Source organism: Pseudomonas sp. P2S-1, assembly GCF_057197725.1.
The window spans coordinates 2,675,617-2,696,646 of record NZ_CM170068.1 but is presented as its reverse complement, the minus strand read 5'-3'; the positions used below and the strand labels follow the sequence as shown (position 1 = coordinate 2,696,646).

The following is a 21,030-nucleotide window of genomic DNA, read 5'->3' as shown; positions in this document are numbered from 1 at the left end:
CCCTGTGGGAGCTGGCTTGCCAGCGATGAGGCCCTGAAGATCACTTGGCCATGATCGCCTTGAACAGCTCCGATTCCAGCCAGCCCTGCAACCAGGCTCTCAGCCTCGGATAGGGCGCATCGGCGAACCACTGCGGTTCGACCCCGGCGAACTGGCGGATAAACGGCAGCAAGGCGGCATCGGCCAGGCTCGGGTGGTCGGCGAGCAGGTAAGGCTGCTCGCCGAGCAGCCGCTCCAGATCCGCCAAAATCACCTCCGCCTGCTGCCGATAATGCTCCCGGGAATACTCCGGATAGCGCTCGGCATACTTGTAGTGGTTCAGGTGAACCTTGAACTCGCTGTCATTCCGGGCAATCAGCGCGTCGATCTGCGGATCGCCGCCAAGAAGCCAGTCCTGCGGATCATTCCGGTCCAGCGCCCAGCGCATGATGTCCAGGCTCTCCTCCAGCACCCGCCCCTCGACACTCAACACCGGCACCGTGCCCTTGGGCGACAGCGCCAGCATTTCCGCCGGCTTGGCCTTCAGGCTGACTTCCTCGATCCGTACCGGCACCCCGGCATAGCGCAGGGCCAGCCGCGCACGCATGGCATAGGGGCAACGACGGAACGAGTAGAGGATCATCCCGCCACCTCCAGGTTGCTCAGGCCATTGCCCTGGCGCCGTACCTGGATCTGTACGCCGATCCGCTCATGCATCTCCTGCACATGGGAAATCACCCCGACCTTGCGGCCCTGGGCCTGCAGACCGTCGAGGGCGTCCATGGCCAGTTGCAGGGATTCCGGATCGAGGCTGCCGAAGCCTTCGTCGATGAACAGCGATTCGATGCGCAGGGTGCTCGACGCCATGGACGCCAGGCCCAGTGCCAGGGCCAGGGACACCAGGAAGGTTTCGCCCCCGGACAGCGAATGCACCGAGCGCAGTTCGTCGCCCATCTCGGTGTCCAGCACCAGCAGGCCGAGCTGGCTGCCGCCGCGTTTCAGGCGATAGCGCTTCACCAGTTGGCGCAGTTGGGTGTTGGCGTGATGCACCAGCAGATCGAGGTTGTAGCTCTGGGCGATCTTGCGGAAGGTGTCGCCGCTGGACGAGCCGATCAGGTCGCTCAGCCGCGCCCAGCGCTGCCATTCCTCACGAGCCTGGGCGATGCGCTCGGCGAGGCTCTGGCTGGCCTGCTGGCGGCGCTGGTCCTCGGCCTGTTGCGCACGCAGTTCGGCGCACTGGTGTTCCTGCTGGTCGAGCTGCTGCTGGCTGGCGAGCAGGGCCTGGTCCAGGTCTTCGGCGCTTTGTTCGGTGAGTTGCTGCTTCTGGTGTTGCTGCAGGCGCTCGTCACGCTCCTGGACCCGCACGCTGGATTGCTCGACGGCTTTCTCGGCCGCTTGCAGACGCTGGCGCAGCTGGGCGACCTGCTCGTCGTCCATGCCCAGCAGGGCGTCGAGGCCCTGTTCGTCCAGCTCCGGATGGGCTTCGCGCCATTGGCCGATGGCCGCATCCAGTTGCTGGCGTTCCTGTTCCAGGGCCTGGTGCTGTTCTTCCCGGGCCTTGAGTTCGCTGGCGATCGCGGCGGCCTGGGTGCGGGCGTCGTGCATCTGCTGGCCGAGGCCGGCCTCGCTGGCACGAGCCTGTTCCACTGTCTGCTCCAGGGCGCGCTGCCAGTGATCGGCGTCGGCATGCTCGCCGATCAGCGCGGTCAGGGCTTCGCGGGCCTGCTGTTGCTGGGTTTCCAGTGCCGCCAACTGCTGGTTGCGTTGCTCCAGCGCCTGCTGGCGGTCGTGCTGCTTGCCTTCGAGGCTCTCGCGCTGCTTGAGGCGTTCGGCCAGTTCCTGCTGCTCGTCCTTCTGCTGGTCGAGCAGTTGCAGACGGGCGCTGAGCTGCTGGTCGAGGCTGAGGAAGGTCTCGGACGGGGTTTCCCGCAGGGCGGCGAAGATGTCCGCCGGCAGCAGGGTTTCGAATTGCGCCAGGTCCTGGTCCAGACGCTGCTGGTCGGCATTCAGGCCGTCCTGCTGCTGGTTCAGTTGCAGGGTGGCCTGGCGGTGGGCTTCGTTGGCGTCTTGCAACTGCTGCTGAAGACGGGACGCGTCCTGTTGCAGGGTCAGCAGGGTTTGCTGGCGCTGCTGGTCGCGCTCGATATCGTCGTTGAGACGGCGCAGTTGCAGGTCCAGCCACGGGCTGCGGGCGGCGCTGTCGTGTTCGGACAGCTGCGGCCACAGGGCCTGGGCCTCCAGTTCCGGGGCCAGGGCCTGGAGCTGGGTGTTCAGTTGTTCCTGCTGGTGCAGGTATTCCTTGAGCTGGCCGTTGACGCCACCGAGGCGGGAACGCAGCTCGTCGAGCTTCTCGGTCAGCTCGCTGACCACCTTCTGCGCGGCGGCTTCCTCGCTTTCGTCATGTCGGGCGAGGTTTTCCAGCAGGGCTTCCGGCTGGTGATACGGGTGTTCCAGGCTGCCGCAGACCGGGCAGGGCTGGTCGTCCTGCAATTGCGTGCGCAGCTCTTCGACGCTGGCATTGCGCGCCAGGCGCTGACGCTCCAGTAGCTGGCGGGTCAGGGTCAGGGCCTGTTGCGCCTGCTCCAGTTCCTGCTTGCCCTGCATGCCGGCGGCAATTAGCTGCTGGCGTTCCTGCTGGGCCGTGGTCTGGCGCTCGCGCAGGGCATTCAGGCGCTGTTCGATTTCCTGTTGGCGGCTCCACAGCCGGGCCAGGTCCTCGAAGCCGCGTTGCTGCTTGCGGTTGTCCTGCAGCAGGGTGCCGAGCAGGCCGATCTGTTCGGCCAGGGCTTGCGGCTCGGCCGCGCTTTCCTGGAACAGCAGGTCGAGTGACTGGCGCAACTGCGCGCAGTCCTGGGACCGGGCTTCGGCGGTCTGGCGCAGGGCCGGGAGTTCTTCGCGGCCCTTGCCGAGGCGGTTGGCGGTGAGCATCACCTGCTGCAACTGGCCGCGATAGATCTGCCAGGCCCCCCCCAGGTCGGCCATGCCTGCACTGCTTTGCAGTTGCGCGGCAATGCTGGCGAGCGCCTGTTCGTGGCGCTGCTGGTGTTCAACAAGGGCGTTGAGCTGGTTCTGACCTTCGTTGAAGGCCTGTTGCGCCTGCTGGCTTTGCTCGCGTTCGCGGGTCAGGTCCTGGTCCAGGCGGGTCAGGTTGTGCTGGATCTCGAAGGCCTGCTTGAGGTGCGGGGCGCTGTCGCCCTGGGTGGCGACGGCCTGGGCCAGTTGCGCCTTGGCGCCATTCAGGTCCTGTTCCAGTCGCTGTTGACGCTCGCCCAGTTCGGTTTGCTGCCGGCGTTGCTGTTCCAGTGCGGCCGCCAGCGGGGTGAGCTGGTTGAGCACTTCCTGACGGCGGGCGAACTGGTGACGCTGTGGCGCCAGTTGTTCGAGGCGGGTCAGGTTCAGGCGTTCGGCAGCCAGGCCTTCCCAGTCCTGGCGGGCGCTGGCTAGGGCTTCGGCGGCGGCTTTCTGCTGGTCTTGCAGGGCCAGCAGTTCGTTGATCCAGGTGCGTTGCTGTTCCAACTGGCGCTGCTGGGCCTGTCCGGCCTTGAGGCCTTGCTGCGCCTCGACCAGTTGCTGATCGAGCGCCGCGCGTTCTTCCTCGCTCATCGGCAGCACGCCGCTGGCCTCGCCGAGCAGGGCTTTCAGGGCTTCGTCGGCTTCCTTGGCCTTGGCAAAGGCGCGTCGGCCCAACTGGCTGTAGATCGCCGTGTTGGTGAGCTTTTCCAGCAGCTCGCTGCGTTCCTTGTCGTCGGCCTTGAGGAAGGCGCTGAACTCGCTCTGGGCCAGCATCACCGCGCGGGTGAACTGGGCGAAGTTGAGGCCCAGGCGCGATTCGATCAGTTGCTCGTACTCGCGCTTGCTCTGGTTGCTCAGCAGTTGCTGGCTGTCCAGGTCGTGCAGGCTCTGGCGGCTGCCTTGCAGCTTGCCGTTGGCCTTGTCGCGGGCGCGGTTGGCTTCCCAGCGGGCGCGGTAGCGGCGGTCGTCGATGCCGACGAAATCCACCTCGGCAAAGCAACTGCCGGTGCCACGGCGCAGCAGGGTGCGCGGGTCATTGGTGAGGATTTCGCCGTCGGCATCGGGCACCTTGGTCTCGCGGCCGATGTTCTCCAGGCGTGGCACCGAGCCGAACAGGGCCAGGCACAGGGCGTCGAGCAGGGTGCTCTTGCCCGCGCCGGTCGGCCCGGTGATGGCGAACAGGCCGGCGCTGGCCAGGGGTTCGGCGGTGAAGTCGATCTCGAAGGGCCCGGCCAGGGAGGCGAGGTTCTTCAGGCGGATGGCGAGGATCTTCATGGCTGTTCCTCCTGCTGCTGGACTTCCTGCAACAGCAGGGCGAAATCGGCCAGGGTGCCGTCATCGGCGGCGCTGCCGTAGGCCTGTTCCCAGGCGCGGGCGAACAGGTCCTGGGGCTTGAGCTGGCCCAGTTCCACCAGGCGCTCTTCTTCCTCGCCATCGGCGCCGAGGCGCCCGGCGTATTCGGCGCTGATCCGCACCAGGCGCACGGCCTTGCCTTGCAGGGCGCCTTCAAGCTGCTGGCGCAGGTCGGGTTGTGGCTCGTCCAGTTGCACGCGGACTTCCAGCCACGGCTGGCGCTGCGGGTCGTCGAGCAGGTCGACCACCGGCAGTTCGGTGAGGCTTTCGAGAATCTCGGCCAAGGGCGCCGGGCCGACCCGTTGCAGGGCCACGGCCCGGGGCACGCTGCGGCTTTCCACGCTGACCAGCTTGTTGCCCTTGAGCTCCACTTCGAGGATCTGGTGCGGGTACTTGATCTCCGAGAACGACAGCGGTAGCGGCGAGCCGCAATAGCGGATGCGTTCCTCGCCATTGACCTTCTGCGGCTTGTGCAGGTGGCCGAGGGCGACATAGGCGATTTCTTCGCCGAACAGGCTGGCGGGCAGGGCTTCGGCGGTGCCGATGATCAGGCTGCGCTCGGAGTCCTCGGAGACCGAGCCACCGGCCATATGGGCGTGGCTGATGGCGACCAGCGCCTGTTTCGGCTGGCGGCGCTCGAGGGCGGCGGCGATGAGTTTCTCGTGAACCTGGCCGATGCCGCGCAGGTAGTCCTCGCCCAGGTGCGGGCCGGTGACTTCCGCCGGGCGCAGGAAGGGCAGGGCCAGGCACCAGGCCTCGACCTTGCCCTTGTCGTTGGTCAGGGGTACGAGCAGGCGGTCGCTGTCCAGCTGGCCTTCGTCGAGCCATTGCACGCGACCGAGGGCGTGGGTGCGCAGGCTGCGCATCAGCGGGCCGGGGAGTTCGATGCGCGAGCCGGAGTCGTGGTTGCCGGCGATCATCACGATGGTCAGGGCCGGCTGTTGCTCGTGGGCCTTGACGATAAAGTTGTAGAGCTGTTCCTGGGCCTTCACCGGCGGGTTCACGGTGTCGAAGATATCGCCGGCGATCAGCAGGGCATCGGGGGTGCGCAGCTTGAGCTGGCCGAGCAGCCAGTCGAGGAAGCAGGCATGTTCGAAATCGCGCTCCTGGCCGTGCAGGGTTTGCCCCAGGTGCCAGTCGGAGGTGTGAAACAGACGCATGGATAGTCCTGTGACGGGGGCAGGATGGAAAACCGGTAATGGTACCTGAATGTGTGGTGTTCTTGAGGGCCCTATCGCTGGCAAGCCAGCTCCCACAGGGATCCCATGCGCCGCGGACCCTGTGGGAGCTGGCTTGCCAGCGATAGGGCCCTCAAGAACAACAGAAAACTATTTGGGACAAGCATCGGCAGGCTCCCATTCTCTCCACAGGGATTGCTGGCGCCGCGGACCCTGTGGGAGCTGGCTTGCCAGCGATAGGGCCCTCAAGAACAACAGAAAACTACTTGGGATAAAGCGGCGGAAGGCTGCCGTTCTCGCCTGGGGTCGGCTGGGCGAGTTCCGCAGCGGGAATGGTACTGATCGCCTTCCACAGATCCTCACCTTGCCAATACTGCCCGGCCTCGCTGTACAGCGCGCTGTTCAGCCCATCCAGCGCATCCGACAGCGGCACGAAGCGCGCCGCCATCTCCGCCAGGGTCTGCGGCTGCTGGCGGGCCCAGGCATCGAGGGCCTGGCGGGTCGCCTGGGGATCATTGGCCAGGCACGCCCGCTTCAGATCATCGAGCAGCGTCCGCGGACTCGGCCCCGCCGGAATCACCCGCGCCACCGCCGGCTGCGAACGGGCCCGCCACCACAGGGCGAAACCGGCCAGGGTGGTCAACGCCAGAACCAACGTACTCAGTTGCCACGGCCACAACAGCTGGCTGCCCTGGCCTGAGGTCGCACCTGGCGTTTCTGCGGTCAGCGCCGGGTTGTCCTGCACCTGGAGGCTGCGCGCCGGCAGGCTGCTGTGTTCCAGATGGTCTTCGCGGGTGTTCCACCAGACCACCTCCAGGCTCGGCAACTCGAGGTTGCCGCTGTGGGTCGGCACCAGCGCCTCGCGCTCCTCGCGGCTGCCGACCAGCCCGCGTTCGTCGATCTGGTTGCGCAGTTGCGGCTGGTCCGGATAACGCCGCAAGCCGGCGATTTCACTGCTCGGCAACGGCGTCAACTGGGTGCTGGACAGCCCCTCGGCCTTGAGCGTGACGCTGCGGGTCAGGGAGTCGCCGATCTGCACCGGGCTTAGCGCCGGGTCCGGGCTCCAGTGTTCCTCAAGCGTCAGGTTGCGCGCCGGCAGCCAGGGCGCGCCGGCCGGGTAGCTGGCCGGGATCGGCTTGACCTGCAACGGCAGTTCCCGGGAAATCACCCGCACCTGGCTGTTGCCGGCGGCATTCGGGCTGTCGCTGTCGCCGCCCGCGCTGGTGGCGCTGAAGGTCAGCGACGGCACCTTCACCTCGCCGCTCTGCTGCGGATACAGGGCATAGCGCATCTCGATCACGCCATGGCGGATACCGTTGATCAGCTTCTCGTAGGTGCGCGATTCGCCCAGCGGCTCGATCTTCACCCCGTCCAGTTGCAGCGGGCTGAGGCTGCTGTCGTCGTACAGCGATACCGAGTGGTAGATGCGCAGGGTCAGCACGGCCTGGGCCTGCACGTAGACGCTGCTCTGGTCGAGGCTGGCCTCGATGAATACCGGGGCGAGCAGGGTCACCGGGGTGTCCTCGGCGGCCTGGACCTGCAACTGGATCGGCTCGCTATGCAGCTCGCCGAGGCTCAGCGACGGGATTTCCAGGGTCCCGGCGCGGCGCGGCATGAGGGTTACGACCCAGCGCGTGGTGGCTTCGTTCTGCCCGTCGAGGGTATTGAGGCTGTTGAGCTGGCGCGTGCCACGCACCTCGAAGTCCGCCTGCAGGGGCGTCAGGTCCGGCTTGCCGAACTGCGTGACATCGCCGACCTCAAGGGTCAGTTCCAGGGTTTCCGCGGTATTCAGCTGGCTGCGGTCGACACTGGCGTGCAGCTCCCGGGCCTGGGCCTGCAGGGCGAAGATAAGACAGAAGACGAAGGCGCAGACGCGGCTCATCGATGGGTTTCCTGAAGTTGTTGCTGTTCGTACCAGAATTTGCGCCGCAGCAGTTGCGCGGGGTTGTCCGGGATCTGCCGCAGCCATTGCTCCAGGGCCTGGCGCTGTTCGGCGTCGAGGTTGCTGCCGGTGGGGCGCTGGGGCGGCCGGGTGGTGCTTTCGTCGTCATCGCCGGCGGCATTCTGCGGCGCTTGAGCCTCGCCTTGTTCCTGCTGCTCCTGGGGCTCGTCGCCGGGCTGGCCGGTTTCCTTCTCGTTGTTGCTCTGTTGCGGATTGTCGCTGGTTTCGCCCGGCATCTGCTGGCCGTTCTGCTGTTCCGGTTCCTCCTCCGGCTCTTTCGCCGGCGGGGTCTGTTCCTGCTGGCGCTGTTGCAGCAGTTGCTCGACCAGGGCCTTGTTGGTCAGCGCCGGTTGCAGGTCGGGCTGGCGTTCCAGGGCCTCTTCATAGGCATCCACCGCCGCTTCCAGTTCGCCGCTGCGGGCCAGGGCGTTGCCGCGGTTGTAGTGGCCGGCGGCGCTGTCGTCGAGGGCGAACAGGCGGGCCGCGCCCGCATAGTCGCCGGCCTCATAGAGGGCCCAGCCTTTCCATTGCGGGTCCTGGAAGTGCTTGGCCGCTTCCGCCGGACGCTTTCTTTCCAGCAGGTACTGGCCCTGCTGGTCGGGGCGCCGCCACAGCTCGCTGAATTCGAAGGCATAGGACGGCTGCGGCAGACAGAACAATAGCGGCAGGCAGAACAACCAGCCACGCCGCCCGGCGCAGGCCGCCAGGAGCAGCAGCGGCAGGAGCAGCCAGTAGCCCTGGTCGGCCCAGGTATCCAGTTGCACGGTCTGGCCGTCGTTGCTCATCGCCTTGGGGTTGTCGAACAGGCCGAGGCCGCGCAGGTCGAGGTCGTCGATGCGCGCGTGGCGGTAGCGGCCGCCGAGGTCGCTGATAAAGGGCTTGAGGCTGCTGCTGTCGAGGCGCGGCACGAAGATCGCGCCGTCGGCGTCCTTGAGCAGTTCGCCATTGGCCTGCTTGACCGGTGCGCCCTCGGCGCTGCCGACACCGAGCATCAGCAGCGGTGGCCCGTTGCGGCCCAGGGCCTGGGCGATGCCCTGGCGTTCTTCGTCGGTGAGCGACGAGGCGATCAGCAGCAGCCGGCCCTGGCCCAGCGCGCCCTGGGACAACAGCGACATGGCCTTGCCCACGGCGAGATCGGCACGCTGTCCGGCCTGGGGCATGATCCCCGGCTCCAGCGCCTCCAGCAGGTTGCGGCTGGTACCGAGGTCGTCCGACAGCGGCACCAGGGTGTGGGCGCTGCCGGCGTAGACGACGATCGCGGTCTGGCTGTCGCTGCGGTGTTCGAGCAGGTCAAGGATCTTGCGCCGGGCCTGTTCCAGACGGGTCGGCGGGGTGTCCTCGGCGAGCATTTCCGGGGTCAGTTCGAGCAGGATCACCAGCGGATCAGCCGGGCGCTGGCGGGTTTCCTCCAGGCGTTCCCAGCTTGGCCCGACCAGTGCCAGCACGCCAAGCACCCAGGCCAGCCCGAGGGCGACCCACGGCAGCTTGCTGTCGTGACCGCTGCCGCCGCCCAGCAACACGCCATGGAAGGCCGGCGGCAGGATCATCTGCCAGCGCCCGGCGCGCTTCTGCCGGTGCCAGAGTTTCCACAGCAGCCAGCCGAGCACCGGCAGCACCAGCAGCCACAGCGGACGCATGAAATGAGGCCAGAGCTCGCTCATCGACGCCTCCGCAGACGCAGGCGCTTCAGCCGTTCACGCCATTCCGGGTGCGGCTGGAGGAAGTCCGGGCGGCGCAGCAGGCGTTGGAGCAGGCGTTGCAGCAGGTGATCGGGCCAGCGCTCGCGGATCACCAGGGCCATGCTCAGCAGCATCGCCGCGGCCAGGGGCCAGGCATACAGGGCTTCGGCGGTGCGCGCCTGGGTCGGTTGCTGTTCCACCGGTTCCAGCAGGTCGAGGGTGTCGCCGATAGCCTTGAGTTCGGCGCCATCGCGGGCACGGAAATACTCGCCATGGGTGATCTGGGCGATCTCCCGCAGCGAGGCTTCGTCGAGGTCGAGGCTCGGATTGAGGCCGATCTGCCCGGCGGTGCCGCTTTCCTCGGCGCTGGCGCCGATGCCGATGGTGTAGATGCGGATGCTTTCCTGGGCGGCCAGGCGCGCGGCGGTCAGCGGGTGGATCTGCCCGCCGTTGTTGGCGCCGTCGGTGACCAGGATCAGCACCCGGCTGTCGGTCGGGCGCGAGCGCAGGCGCTTGACCGCCAGGCCGATGGCGTCGCCGATGGCGGTGTTCTTGCCGGCGATGCCGATCTGCGCGTCATCAAGGAAGTTACGCACGGTGCGCCGGTCGAAGGTCAGCGGCGCCTGCAGGTAGGCCTGGCTGCCGAACAGGATCAGGCCGACGCGGTCGCCTTCGCGCTGCTGGAGGAAGTCGCCGAGCAGGTCCTTGACCAGCGACAGGCGGCTGACGTCCTCGCCGTCCCAGCTCATGTCCGGGTAATCCATCGAGCCGGACACGTCCACGGCCACCAGCAGGTCGCGGCCACTGGCGGCCACCGGCAGCGGCTCGCCCAGCCATTGCGGGCGGGCGGCGGCGCACACCAGAAGAAGCCAGACCAGGATGAACGGCGCCTGTTGGCGCAGGGTCGGCAGGTTCAGGCGCGCGCGGCGGCCGGCCAGGCCTTCCAGCTCATCGAGGAAGCTGACCTTGAGCACCGGCTCGCCGCTGTCCGCTGCCGGCAGCAGCAGGCGCGCCAGCCAGGGCAGCGGCAACAGGGCGAAGACCCACGGCCAGGCCAGTTCAAACATGCTTGCGGATCCAGGTTTCGACCGCCTGGTTGAGGCCGGCGATGGCCTTGTCGTCGAGGCGGCATTCGGGCTTGTAGGTGCCTTCCACCAGCACCATCCAGCGGGTCAGGCCGGCGGCGGGGCAGCGGTTGTCGAGAAAGGCCAGCCATTTGCGGCCATTGAGGGTATGGCTGTGGCTGTCCGGGTAATGGTTGCGGCACAGACGCTTGAGCAGGGCGTTGATCTGCTGCAGCCAGGCGCCGGCCGGAGCGCCGTCGTAGGGCTTGGGCAGTTGCGCCAGTTCGGCCAGGGCGGCGATGCGGATCGGGTCCAGCGGCTGTTCGGCGCGGGGCACCGGGGGTTTGCGTGGACGCCAGTGACGCAGGCGCCAGAGGCCCCAGCCGAGCAGCGGTACAAGCAGCAGGAGTGCCCACCAGCCCGGCGCCGGTGGCCAGGCGCTGACGGGCGGCGGGGCGATCAGCGGTTGCAGTTGCGCCAGAGGGTTCATCGCGGCTTGCCTGCCCGTTGTGGGTCGAGGTATTCGCGCAGTTGCTCGATCATTTCGCTCTGGGTGCTCAGGGGCATCAGCACCACCCGCAGCTTCTGCGCGAGCATTTCCCAGCGCTCGATACGCGCCTCGCTCTGCTGGCGATAGCTCTGGCGCAGGTTGCTGTCCAGCGTATCCAGCTCCAGTTGCGCGCCACGCTGGGCGAAACGCAGCAGGCCGGCGGCGGGCAGGGCGTGGTCGAGCGGGTCGGACAGCGGCAGCAGGAGCAGGTCGCAATGCCGCGACAGCAGGCTGAGTTGCTGTTCCACACCGGGATTCAGGGCGCGCTCGTCGCACAGGATGATCGCCAGGCTGCCCGGGCGCAGCACCTCGCGGGCACGACGTAGCGCGGTGCCGAGGTTATCGCCCTGGGGCGTGGCCTCGGTGTGCAGTGACTGGTTGACCCGGGCCAGGCGGTTGAGCAGTTGCAGCAGGCTTTGCTTGCTGCGGCGCGGCTTGATCTCGTGGTGTTCGTTGTCGCCGAACACCAGCCCGCCGATGCGGTCGTTATGGCCCAGGGCCGCCCAGCCGAACAGCGCGGCGGCTTGCGCGGCGAGCACCGACTTGAACATCAATCCGGAGCCGAAGAACAGCCGGCGGCTCTGCTCGACCATGATGAAGATCGGCCGTTCGCGCTCCTCGTGGAACAGCTTGGTATGCGGCTCCTGGGTGCGGGCAGTCACCCGCCAGTCGATATTGCGCACATCGTCGCCGGCCTGGTACACGCGCACCTGGTCGAAATCCACGCCGCGCCCGCGCAGGCGCGAATGGTGCAGGCCGACCAACGGGCTGCGCTGGCCGGGGGCGGAAAACAGACGGACTTCGCGCACCCGGTGGCGCATCTCGATCAGCTCGGTGAGGCTGATACGGATGCCGGGGGCGGCCAACAGTTGACTGGGCATGGGCTCAGGCGACGGCGACGACGTCGAGAATGCGCTGGATCACCCGGTCCTGGTCGATCCCGGCCGCTTCGGCCTCGAACGACAGGATAATGCGGTGGCGCAGCACGTCGAACAGCACCGCCTGGATATCCTCGGGGCTGACGAAATCGCGCCCGGCCAGCCAGGCGTGGGCGCGGGCGCAGCGGTCCAGGGCAATGGAACCGCGCGGGCTGGCGCCGTAGGCGATCCAGTCGCCCAGCTCGGCGTCGTACTTGGCGCCGTTGCGCGTGGCCATGACCAGTTGCACCAGGTATTCCTCCACCGCGTCGGCCATGTACAGGCCGAGGATCTCCTTGCGTGCGGCAAAGATCGCCTGCTGGCTGACCCGGCGCTCGGGCTTGGTCTCGCCGTTCAGGGCTTCACCACGGGCCTGGGACAGGATGCGGCGTTCCACGGTGGCATCCGGGAAGCCGATCTTCACATGCATCAGGAAGCGGTCGAGCTGCGCTTCGGGCAGGGGATAGGTGCCTTCCTGCTCGATCGGGTTCTGGGTCGCCATCACCAGGAACAGCGGCGACAGCTCGTAGGTGCTGCGGCCGACGCTGACCTGGCGCTCGGCCATGGCTTCGAGCAATGCCGACTGGACCTTGGCCGGGGCGCGGTTGATTTCGTCGGCCAGCACCAGGTTATGGAAGATCGGGCCTTGCTGGAACACGAAGCTGCCGGTTTCCGGGCGATAGATCTCGGTGCCGGTGATATCGGCCGGGAGCAGGTCGGGGGTGAACTGGATGCGATGGAACTGCGCCTCGATCCCTTCGGCCAGTTCCTTGATGGCCTTGGTCTTGGCCAGGCCGGGGGCGCCTTCGACCAGCATATGGCCGTCGGCCAGGAGCACGATGAGCAGACGCTCTACCAGTTTCTCCTGGCCGAGGATCTGGGTGGAAAGAAAGGTGCGCAGCGCGATCAGCGCTTCACGGTGTTCCATCGTGACGGTTCCTGGAGTGAAGCCCGGGGCGGCGTGAAGCGCCCGGACAGGGGCTGATACTTTAATCCATCCAGGGGGGTGGCGACTAACGGTACGGGGGAAATCTTTTACGGGGGGAGGGCGGGTTTCTGGCGTCAAATACGGTATTCAAGACGTTATGCGGAGCCTGGGAGGGCCTCATCGCTGGCAACGCCAGCTCCCACAGGGTCCGCGCCGGGCACAAGTTCTGCGGCTGACCCAGAACCCTGTGGGAGCCGGCATTGCCGGCGATGAGGCCATCAGCCTCACCCCAGATCCGGCGATGTCCCCGGCCCCTGTGGGAGCGGGTTCACCCGCGATTGCGATGGTGAATTCACTACCGCAATCGCTGGCAAGCCAGCTCCCACAAGGTCCGCGCCGGGCACGAATGCTGCGGCTGACCCTGAACCCTGTGGGAGCTGGCTTGCCAGCGATGAGGCCATCAGCCCCGCCCCGGATCCGGCAGTGTCCCCGGCCCCTGTGGGAGCGGGTTCACCCGCGATTGCGATGGTGAATTCAGTGCCGCAATCGCGGGTAAACCCGCTCCCACAAGGTCCGCGCCGGGCACGAATGTTCCGGCTGACCCAGAACCCTGTGGGAGCTGGCATTGCCGGCGATGAGGCCCTCAGCCCCGCCCCGGATCCGGCAGTGTCCCCGGCCCCTGTGGGAGCGGGTTCACCCGCGATTGCGATGGTGAATTCAGTGTCGCAATCGCGGGTAAACCCGCTCCCACAAGGTCCGCGCCGGGCACGAATGTTGCGGCTGACCCAGAACCCTGTGGGAGCTGGCTTGCCAGCGATAGGGCCATCAGCCCCACCCCAAACCCCGGCAATACCACCCCAGCTCAGCGCTCGCAGACCAGCGTCCCAACCCCATCAAGAATCACCTTCAGCACCGCCTCGATCTCCTCCAGATCATCCCCCAGCGCCCTCGAGATATCGATCTCCAGCGCATCATCCCCACCAAACAGATCCGTCGCCCCCGGCGCCGTCTCGATCAGCAGCCGGCTGGCGCTCAAGGTCACCTTGATATCCCGCAGCGTCTCGCCTTCTTCCTCGATCATCAGGTCGACTTCATCGTCTTCCGGATACCGGCACAGGATGAACAGACGGCCATCGGTATTGTTGCTGCCGAGGGTGGCAAGGTTGTCTTCTTCGTCATCGCAGGCGTTGCCGAAAATCAGCTCGGAGGTCAGTTGCATGGTGCAGCTCGGTCAAGGAAATGAAACCCAAGTGTGCCAGCGTTTCCCTTCAGGATGAATCTCCGCCTGCACCTCAATGTCCGAATATGTCGCAGCGCCGCAAGCAGGGGCGGGTGGGCTGTCGTTAAGCTGCGTTGTCGATGGACACCCGTAAAGACGCAGTCGGCTCCAACAGACAGTGGTTTTTGCAGATGTCCATCCTGGTGTGACCGACCGGTCAAACCTGTACTCGCTCTTTCGCATTTCCCCTGCGCCGCGCCCGACATTGACTATGGTTGATGCGGGATAAAGCGGACACGCGCGACGTTTCAATCAAAAACAAAGCCCAAGCGGAGTACCACAGATGGCGTTTTTCACCGCAGCCAGCAAAGCCGACTTCCAGCATCAACTGAAAGCCGCCCTGGCGCAGCACATCAGCGAGCAGGCACTGCCACAAGTGGCGCTGTTCGCCGAGCAATTCTTCGGCATCATCTCTCTGGACGAGCTGACCCAGCGTCGTCTCTCCGACCTGGTCGGCTGCACCCTCTCTGCCTGGCGCATCATCGAGCGCTTTGACCACGCCCAGCCCAAGGTCAACGTCTACAACCCCGATTACGAGCGTCATGGCTGGCAGTCGACCCACACCGCCGTGGAAGTCCTTCACCATGACCTGCCATTCCTCGTCGACTCCGTCCGCACCGAACTGAACCGCCGCGGCTACAGCATCCACACCCTGCAAACCACCGTACTCAGCACCCGTCGCGGCAAGGACGGCGAACTGCTGGAAATCCTGCCCAAGGGCACCCACGGCGAAGGCGTGCAGCAAGAATCCCTGATGTACCTGGAGATCGACCGCTGCGCCAACAACGCAGAACTCTCCGTACTGACTCACGAACTGACCCAGGTCCTGGCCGAAGTGCGCGTCGCCGTGGCCGACTTCGAGCCGATGAAGGCCAAGGTCCAGGAGCTGCTGGAGCTGGTCGAGCAGACCCCGTACCCGGCGGTCGCCGGCGAGAAGTCCGAGGTCAAGAGCTTCCTCGAATGGCTGGTGGGCAACCACTTCACCTTCCTCGGCTACGAGGAATTCGTGGTCAAGGCCGACGCCCAGGGCGGCCAGTTGGTGTATGACGAGCAGTCCTTCCTCGGCCTGACCCGCCTGCTGCGCGCCGGCCTCACCGCCGAAGACCTGCGCATCGAAGACTACGCCGTCGCCTACCTGCACGAGCCGCTGCTGCTGTCCTTCGCCAAGGCCGCCCACCCGAGCCGCGTGCACCGCCCGGCCTACCCGGACTACGTGTCGATCCGCCAACTCGACGCCGACGGCAAGGTGATCAAGGAATGCCGCTTCATGGGCCTCTACACCTCTTCGGTGTATGGCGAAAGTGTCCACCAGATCCCGTACATTCGCGACAAGGTCGCCGAAGTCGAGCGCCGTTCCGGTTTCGACGCCAAGGCCCACCTGGGCAAGGAACTGGCCCAGGTCCTCGAAGTGCTGCCCCGCGACGACCTGTTCCAGACCCCGGTGGACGAGCTGTTCAACACCGTGATGTCCATCGTCCAGATCCAGGAACGCAACAAGATCCGCGTGTTCCTGCGCAAGGACCCGTACGGCCGCTTCTGCTACTGCCTGGCCTATGTCCCGCGTGACATCTACTCCACCGAAGTCCGGCAGAAGATCCAGCAGGTGCTGATGGAGCGCCTCAAGGCCAGCGACTGCGAGTTCTGGACCTTCTTCTCCGAATCGGTCCTTGCCCGCGTGCAGCTGATCCTGCGGGTCGACCCGAAGAACCGCATCGATATCGACCCGAAACAGCTGGAAAACGAAGTGATCCAGGCCTGCCGCTCGTGGCAGGACGACTACGCCGCACTCACCGTCGAAGCCTTCGGCGAAGCCCAGGGCACCAACGTCCTCGCCGACTTCCCGAAAGGCTTCCCGGCCGGTTACCGCGAGCGTTTCGCCGCGCACTCGGCGGTGGTCGACATGCAGCACCTGCTCAACCTGTCGGAGAAAAAGCCGCTGGTGATGAGCTTCTACCAGCCGCTGACCCAGTCCGGTAAGCACATCCTGCACTGCAAGCTGTACCACGCCGACACCCCGCTGGCCCTGTCCGACGTCCTGCCGATCCTGGAAAACCTCGGCCTGCGCGTGCTGGGCGAGTTCCCGTACCGCCTGCGCCACACCAATGGCCGCGAGTTCTGGATTCATGACTTCGCCTTCACCTACAGCGAAGGCCTCAACCTCGACATCCAGCAGCTCAACGACACCCTGCAGGACGCCTTCGTCCACATCGTCAATGGCGATGCGGAAAACGACGCCTTCAACCGCCTGGTGCTGACCGCCGGCCTGCCATGGCGCGACGTCGCCCTGCTGCGTGCCTACGCCCGCTACCTCAAGCAGATCCGCCTGGGCTTCGACCTCGGCTACATCGCCAGCACCCTGAACAACCACACCGACATCGCCCGCGAGCTGACCCGGCTGTTCAAGACCCGCTTCTACCTGGCGCGCAAGCTCACCAGCGAAGACCTCGAAGACAAGCAGCAGCGTCTCGAACAGGCCATCCTCAGCGCCCTCGACGACGTCCAGGTGCTCAACGAAGACCGCATCCTGCGGCGCTACCTGGACCTGATCAAGGCCACCCTGCGCACCAACTTCTACCAGCCGGACGCCAACGGCCAGAACAAGTCCTACTTCAGCTTCAAGTTCAACCCCAAGCTGATCCCGGAACTGCCGAAACCGGTACCGAAGTTCGAAATCTTCGTCTACTCGCCGCGTGTCGAAGGCGTGCACCTGCGCTTCGGCAACGTTGCCCGTGGTGGCCTGCGCTGGTCGGACCGCGAGGAAGACTTCCGCACCGAAGTCCTCGGCCTGGTCAAAGCCCAGCAGGTAAAGAACTCGGTCATCGTCCCGGTCGGCGCCAAGGGCGGCTTCCTGCCGCGACGCCTGCCACTGGGCGGCAGCCGCGACGACATCGCCGCCGAGGGCATCGCCTGCTACCGCATCTTCATCTCCGGCCTGCTGGACATCACCGACAACCTCAAGGACGGCGGCGTCGTGCCACCGGCCAACGTCGTCCGGCATGACGACGACGACCCGTACCTGGTCGTCGCTGCGGACAAAGGCACCGCCACCTTCTCCGACATCGCCAACGGCATCGCCATCGACTACGGCTTCTGGCTCGGCGACGCCTTCGCCTCGGGCGGCTCGGCCGGCTACGACCACAAGAAAATGGGCATCACCGCCCGTGGCGCCTGGGTCGGCGTGCAGCGACACTTCCGCGAGCGTGGCATCAACGTACAGAAGGACGTCATCACCGTGGTCGGCATCGGCGACATGGCCGGCGACGTCTTCGGCAACGGCCTGCTCATGTCCGAGACCCTGCAACTGGTCGCGGCCTTCAACCACCTGCACATCTTCATCGACCCCAACCCGGACCCGGCCACCAGCTTCGCCGAGCGCAAGCGCCTGTTCGACCTCCCGCGTTCGGCCTGGAGCGACTACGACAGCAGCATCATGTCCGAGGGCGGCGGTATCTTCCCGCGCAGCGCGAAAAGCATCGCCATCACCCCGCAAATGAAAGAACGCTTCGCCATCGAAGCCGACAAACTCACCCCGACCGAGCTGCTCAATGCGCTGCTCAAGGCCCCGGTCGACCTGCTCTGGAACGGCGGCATCGGCACCTACGTCAAATCCAGCGAGGAAAGCCACGCCGACGTCGGCGACAAGGCCAACGACGCCCTGCGCGTCAACGGTGACGAACTGCGCTGCAAGGTAGTGGGCGAGGGCGGCAACCTCGGCATGACCCAGCTCGGCCGTGTCGAATTCGGCCTCAATGGCGGCGCCACCAACACCGACTTTATCGATAACGCCGGTGGTGTGGATTGCTCCGACCACGAGGTCAACATCAAGATCCTGCTCAACGAAGTCGTGCAGGCCGGTGACATGACCGAGAAGCAGCGCAACCAGCTGCTCGGCAGCATGACCGAAGAGGTCTCCAGCCTCGTCCTCGGCAACAACTACAAGCAAACCCAGGCCCTGTCCCTCGCGGCGCGTCGTGCCAAGGAGCGCATTGCCGAATACAAACGCCTCATGGCCGACCTCGAAAGCCGCGGCAAGCTCGATCGCGCCATCGAATTCCTCCCGTCGGAAGAGCAACTGGCCGAGCGTATTGCTGCCAACCAGGGCCTCAGCCGTGCGGAGCTCTCGGTCCTCATCTCCTACAGCAAGATCGACCTCAAGGAAGCGCTGCTCAAATCCCAGGTCCCGGATGACGACTACCTCACCCGCGACATGGAGACAGCCTTCCCGCCGTCGCTGGTGCACAAGTTCGCCGACGCCATGCGTCGTCACCGTCTGAAGCGTGAAATCGTCAGCACCCAGATCGCCAACGACCTGGTCAACAACATGGGCATCACCTTCGTCCAGCGGCTCAAGGAGTCCACGGGCATGAGCCCGGCGAACGTGGCGGGCGCCTACGTCATCGTGCGCGACATCTTCCACCTCCCGCACTGGTTCCGGCAGATCGAAGCGCTGGACTACCAGGTGCCGGCGGAAGTGCAGCTCACCCTGATGGACGAGCTGATGCGCCTGGGCCGTCGGGCTACCCGCTGGTTCCTGCGCAGCCGTCGCAACGAGCAGGACGCCGGGCGCGATGTCGCGCACTTCGGGCCGCAGATTGCTGCCCTGGGCCTCAAGCTCGATGAACTGCTGGAAGGCCCGACCCGTGAGCGGTGGCAGACCCGGTACCAGAGCTTTGTAGAGGCTGGCGTGCCGGAATTGCTGGCGCGGATGGTCGCGGGGACTACGCACCTGTACACCTTACTGCCGATTATCGAAGCGTCCGACGTGACCGGGCAGAATCCGGCTCAGGTGGCCAAGGCGTTCTTCGCCGTGGGTAGTGCGCTGGATCTGACCTGGTATCTGCAGGAGATCAGCAACCTGCCAGTGGAGAACAACTGGCAGGCGCTGGCTCGGGAAGCGTTCCGGGATGATATTGATCTGCAGCAGCGGGCCATTACGATTTCCGTATTGCAGATGGCGGATGCGCCGGAGGATATGGATGCAAGGGTGGCGCTGTGGATGGAGCAGCATCGGGTGATGGTGGAGCGGTGGCGGGCTATGTTGGATGACCTGCGGGCGGCTACTGGGACTGACTACGCTATGTATGCGGTGGCTAACCGGGAGCTGGTGGATTTGGCGTTGAGTGGGCAGTCGGCGGTTTTGCCGTCTTGATGTGAAATGAGAAAGCCCCGGCGATCATGCCGGGGCTTTTCTTGTTTTCTGCAAATGCGTCAGGCACTAAAAGTCGTCTGCGGTGAATCCACCGGCATCCGGTGGTGTTGGTGCTCTGCGTCGCGAGTAGAATTCCGGATGGTTTCCATGCACAAGCTTACCGTTTTCGACTACAAACGCGACTGGGATTTTAGGGTTGTTAATATCTCTCCCCCCATCCCCATGCCATTTGTCTTCCCATTTAGAGAAGTAAAAATCTAAGTCTTCGGGTTCTAGCACGTAGACTGCATCGAGTTCGATGTGTCTGTATACTGCAAACACCCAAGGGACCTTCCGGTACTTTGCTATGATCGTGGGGTTCATGTGGTGGTGAGTAGAAAAACTCCGCGTCAGCTCAATGTTTACTGACTTGAGCTCGTATTCCCTTCCGCTTGTATCGACTGCATCATTTCCTTCTCTGCCTGGCAGTACTCTTAAATTGAGCAGAAGCAAGACCTGAAGTAGTTTTCCCCCATTATCTTGGAAGATATCATCGATTCCATGAGCTGTAGCGAGTGCTTGGTACTCTGAGATGGCTGGCCAAATCTCCTGTAGATTTTTAAAGTCAGGGTGTGGCGTCAAGGGGGTCGCTGACAACTTTTTTCTCCTCCATTAGAAATGCAGGCGGGACACTTAAAGCAAGTGCAAGCCGCTCGATGTTATCAATCGATATATTCCTCTCTCCTCGTTCTACTGAGCCCACGTAGGTTCGATGAAGGCCTGACATCTCAGCTAACATTTCCTGAGACCAGCCAAGCCGTTCACGCGCAGCTCTCAGGTTCAATGCGAATGCACGTCGTGTCGGGGAGGGGTTTATCTTCTTGATCATGCGAGAGATAATGGTGACCTGATGACTATGGATCTACAGCCGATGAGTAGCATTTTGCCTTCCCTTAGCTCGAAATTAAAGCCCGCGTACCACACTGACAGAGGGGCAACCTTCATAGGTGATTCGCGGGAATTACTTGAAGAGCTGCCGGATAATAGTATTAATTTGGTAATGACTAGTCCGCCTTTTGCCCTTCAGCGGCAGAAGGAATATGGGAATTTGGATCAGTTTGAGTATATCGATTGGTTTTTAAGCTTTGCAGAGGTTGTATATAGAAAGCTTGCTCCTGATGGAAGCTTCGTTGTTGATTTTGGCGGGGCTTATATGAAGGGGGTGCCAGCTCGGAGTCTGTACAACTTCCGGGTTTTGATTCGTATGGTGGATGAAATAGGTTTTTTCTTAGCTGAGGACTTCTACTGGTTCAATCCTTCTAAATTACCCAGCCCAATTGAGTGGGTGAATAAAAGGAAGATGCGGGTCAAGGATTCCGTAAATACCGTGTGGTGGTTTAGTAAGACGGAGTGGCCGAAAGCTAATGTGAGTAACGTCTTGGCACCATATAGTGATCGGATGAAGAAGCTTATTGAGGATCCAGAGAAGTTTTATACGCCAAAAGTTCGCCCTTCTGGTCATGATATTGGCAAGAGTTTTAGTAAAGATAATGGTGGGGCGATCCCCCCTAATCTGTTGCAGATACCCAATTCAGAGTCAAATGGTCAATATCAGGCAGGTTGTAAATCTGTTGGTATAAAGGCGCATCCTGCGCGGTTTCCAGCAAAGCTGCCCGAGTTTTTTATTAAAATGCTGACGGAGCCAGGTGATCTAGTCGTCGATATTTTCGGTGGTTCGAATACTACCGGGCAAGTTGCTGAGGCTGAGGGGCGCCGCTGGATGACTTTTGAAAAGCTACCAGAATATGTTGCTGCGTCCGCCTTTCGTTTTACGGAGAAGGGAATGGCGCCTGAGAAAATGCAAAGCATATTCGATGGTATTATTAGTGGAGGGTCTGTGAATTTGTCAGAGTGTAGGGTTCAGCCAAATCTTTCACTCTTATAAAGAGTTGCTAAGTTAGTTGTGTGGGTGTTTTGTGATGGGTGTTGTTTTGAAGGGGTAGTCCAAGAGATGGCGTTGT

14 protein-coding genes are annotated in these 21,030 nt (G+C 64.2%); 2 read left to right on the top strand and 12 right to left on the bottom strand.

Translation table 11 applies throughout. The features are described 5' to 3' along the window. Window positions 1-40: 40 nt before the first annotated feature. From AC2CQI_RS11880 to AC2CQI_RS11835, 10 genes are all read right to left on the bottom strand, one after another. Window positions 41-622 carry a glutathione S-transferase gene (locus AC2CQI_RS11880; protein WP_484580268.1) on the bottom strand — a complete coding sequence of 194 codons (582 nt, stop codon included), beginning with the start codon at window positions 620-622 and terminating at the stop codon, window positions 41-43. Then, complete coding sequence (locus AC2CQI_RS11875) at window positions 619-4,266, bottom strand: AAA family ATPase (protein ID WP_484580267.1); 3,648 nt, start codon at window positions 4,264-4,266, stop codon at window positions 619-621. Before AC2CQI_RS11875 ends, AC2CQI_RS11880 begins: the two co-directional genes overlap by 4 nt. After that, window positions 4,263-5,504 carry an exonuclease SbcCD subunit D C-terminal domain-containing protein gene (locus AC2CQI_RS11870; RefSeq protein WP_484580266.1) on the bottom strand — a complete coding sequence of 414 codons (1,242 nt, stop codon included), beginning with the start codon at window positions 5,502-5,504 and terminating at the stop codon, window positions 4,263-4,265. The genes AC2CQI_RS11875 and AC2CQI_RS11870 overlap by 4 nt, the downstream gene beginning before the upstream one ends. Before the next feature lie 280 nt (window positions 5,505-5,784). Beyond that, the gene (locus tag AC2CQI_RS11865) at window positions 5,785-7,404 is read right to left on the bottom strand and encodes a BatD family protein (RefSeq protein ID WP_484580265.1); all 1,620 of its coding nucleotides are present in this window, start codon (window positions 7,402-7,404) and stop codon (window positions 5,785-5,787) included. After that, window positions 7,401-9,125 (bottom strand): tetratricopeptide repeat protein, encoded by a 1,725-nt coding sequence (locus tag AC2CQI_RS11860; RefSeq protein ID WP_484580264.1) that lies wholly within the window; start codon window positions 9,123-9,125, stop codon window positions 7,401-7,403. The genes AC2CQI_RS11865 and AC2CQI_RS11860 overlap by 4 nt, the downstream gene beginning before the upstream one ends. Beyond that, entirely contained in the window at window positions 9,122-10,210 is a 1,089-nt protein-coding gene (locus tag AC2CQI_RS11855; protein ID WP_484580263.1) for a vWA domain-containing protein, read from the bottom strand. Before AC2CQI_RS11855 ends, AC2CQI_RS11860 begins: the two co-directional genes overlap by 4 nt. Then, on the bottom strand, window positions 10,203-10,697 hold the full coding sequence (locus AC2CQI_RS11850) for a DUF4381 domain-containing protein (protein WP_075803968.1): 495 nt from the start codon (window positions 10,695-10,697) through the stop codon (window positions 10,203-10,205). Before AC2CQI_RS11850 ends, AC2CQI_RS11855 begins: the two co-directional genes overlap by 8 nt. After that, complete coding sequence (locus tag AC2CQI_RS11845) at window positions 10,694-11,638, bottom strand: DUF58 domain-containing protein (RefSeq protein WP_075803969.1); 945 nt, start codon at window positions 11,636-11,638, stop codon at window positions 10,694-10,696. The genes AC2CQI_RS11850 and AC2CQI_RS11845 overlap by 4 nt, the downstream gene beginning before the upstream one ends. Before the next feature lie 4 nt (window positions 11,639-11,642). After that, window positions 11,643-12,602 (bottom strand): AAA family ATPase, encoded by a 960-nt coding sequence (locus AC2CQI_RS11840; protein WP_075803970.1) that lies wholly within the window; start codon window positions 12,600-12,602, stop codon window positions 11,643-11,645. Window positions 12,603-13,464: 862 nt separating this feature from the next. Continuing rightward, window positions 13,465-13,821 (bottom strand): hypothetical protein, encoded by a 357-nt coding sequence (locus tag AC2CQI_RS11835; protein WP_484580262.1) that lies wholly within the window; start codon window positions 13,819-13,821, stop codon window positions 13,465-13,467. A 343-nt stretch (window positions 13,822-14,164) separates the two neighbouring features. On the opposite strand from AC2CQI_RS11835, the gene AC2CQI_RS11830 reads away from it, so the two are divergent. After that, the gene (locus AC2CQI_RS11830) at window positions 14,165-19,030 is read left to right on the top strand and encodes an NAD-glutamate dehydrogenase (RefSeq protein WP_484580261.1); all 4,866 of its coding nucleotides are present in this window, start codon (window positions 14,165-14,167) and stop codon (window positions 19,028-19,030) included. Between the two features lie 66 nt (window positions 19,031-19,096). Here AC2CQI_RS11830 and AC2CQI_RS11825 read toward each other — a convergent pair whose 3' ends face one another. After that, complete coding sequence (locus AC2CQI_RS11825) at window positions 19,097-19,666, bottom strand: hypothetical protein (protein ID WP_484580260.1); 570 nt, start codon at window positions 19,664-19,666, stop codon at window positions 19,097-19,099. Next, window positions 19,635-19,808 (bottom strand): helix-turn-helix domain-containing protein, encoded by a 174-nt coding sequence (locus AC2CQI_RS11820; RefSeq protein ID WP_484580610.1) that lies wholly within the window; start codon window positions 19,806-19,808, stop codon window positions 19,635-19,637. Before AC2CQI_RS11820 ends, AC2CQI_RS11825 begins: the two co-directional genes overlap by 32 nt. 111 nt (window positions 19,809-19,919) lie before the next feature. Here AC2CQI_RS11820 and AC2CQI_RS11815 point away from each other — a divergent pair, with 111 nt between their 5' ends. Next, window positions 19,920-20,954, top strand: coding sequence for a DNA-methyltransferase (locus tag AC2CQI_RS11815; RefSeq protein ID WP_484580259.1), 1,035 nt, complete (start codon window positions 19,920-19,922; stop codon window positions 20,952-20,954). Window positions 20,955-21,030: the final 76 nt, after the last annotated feature.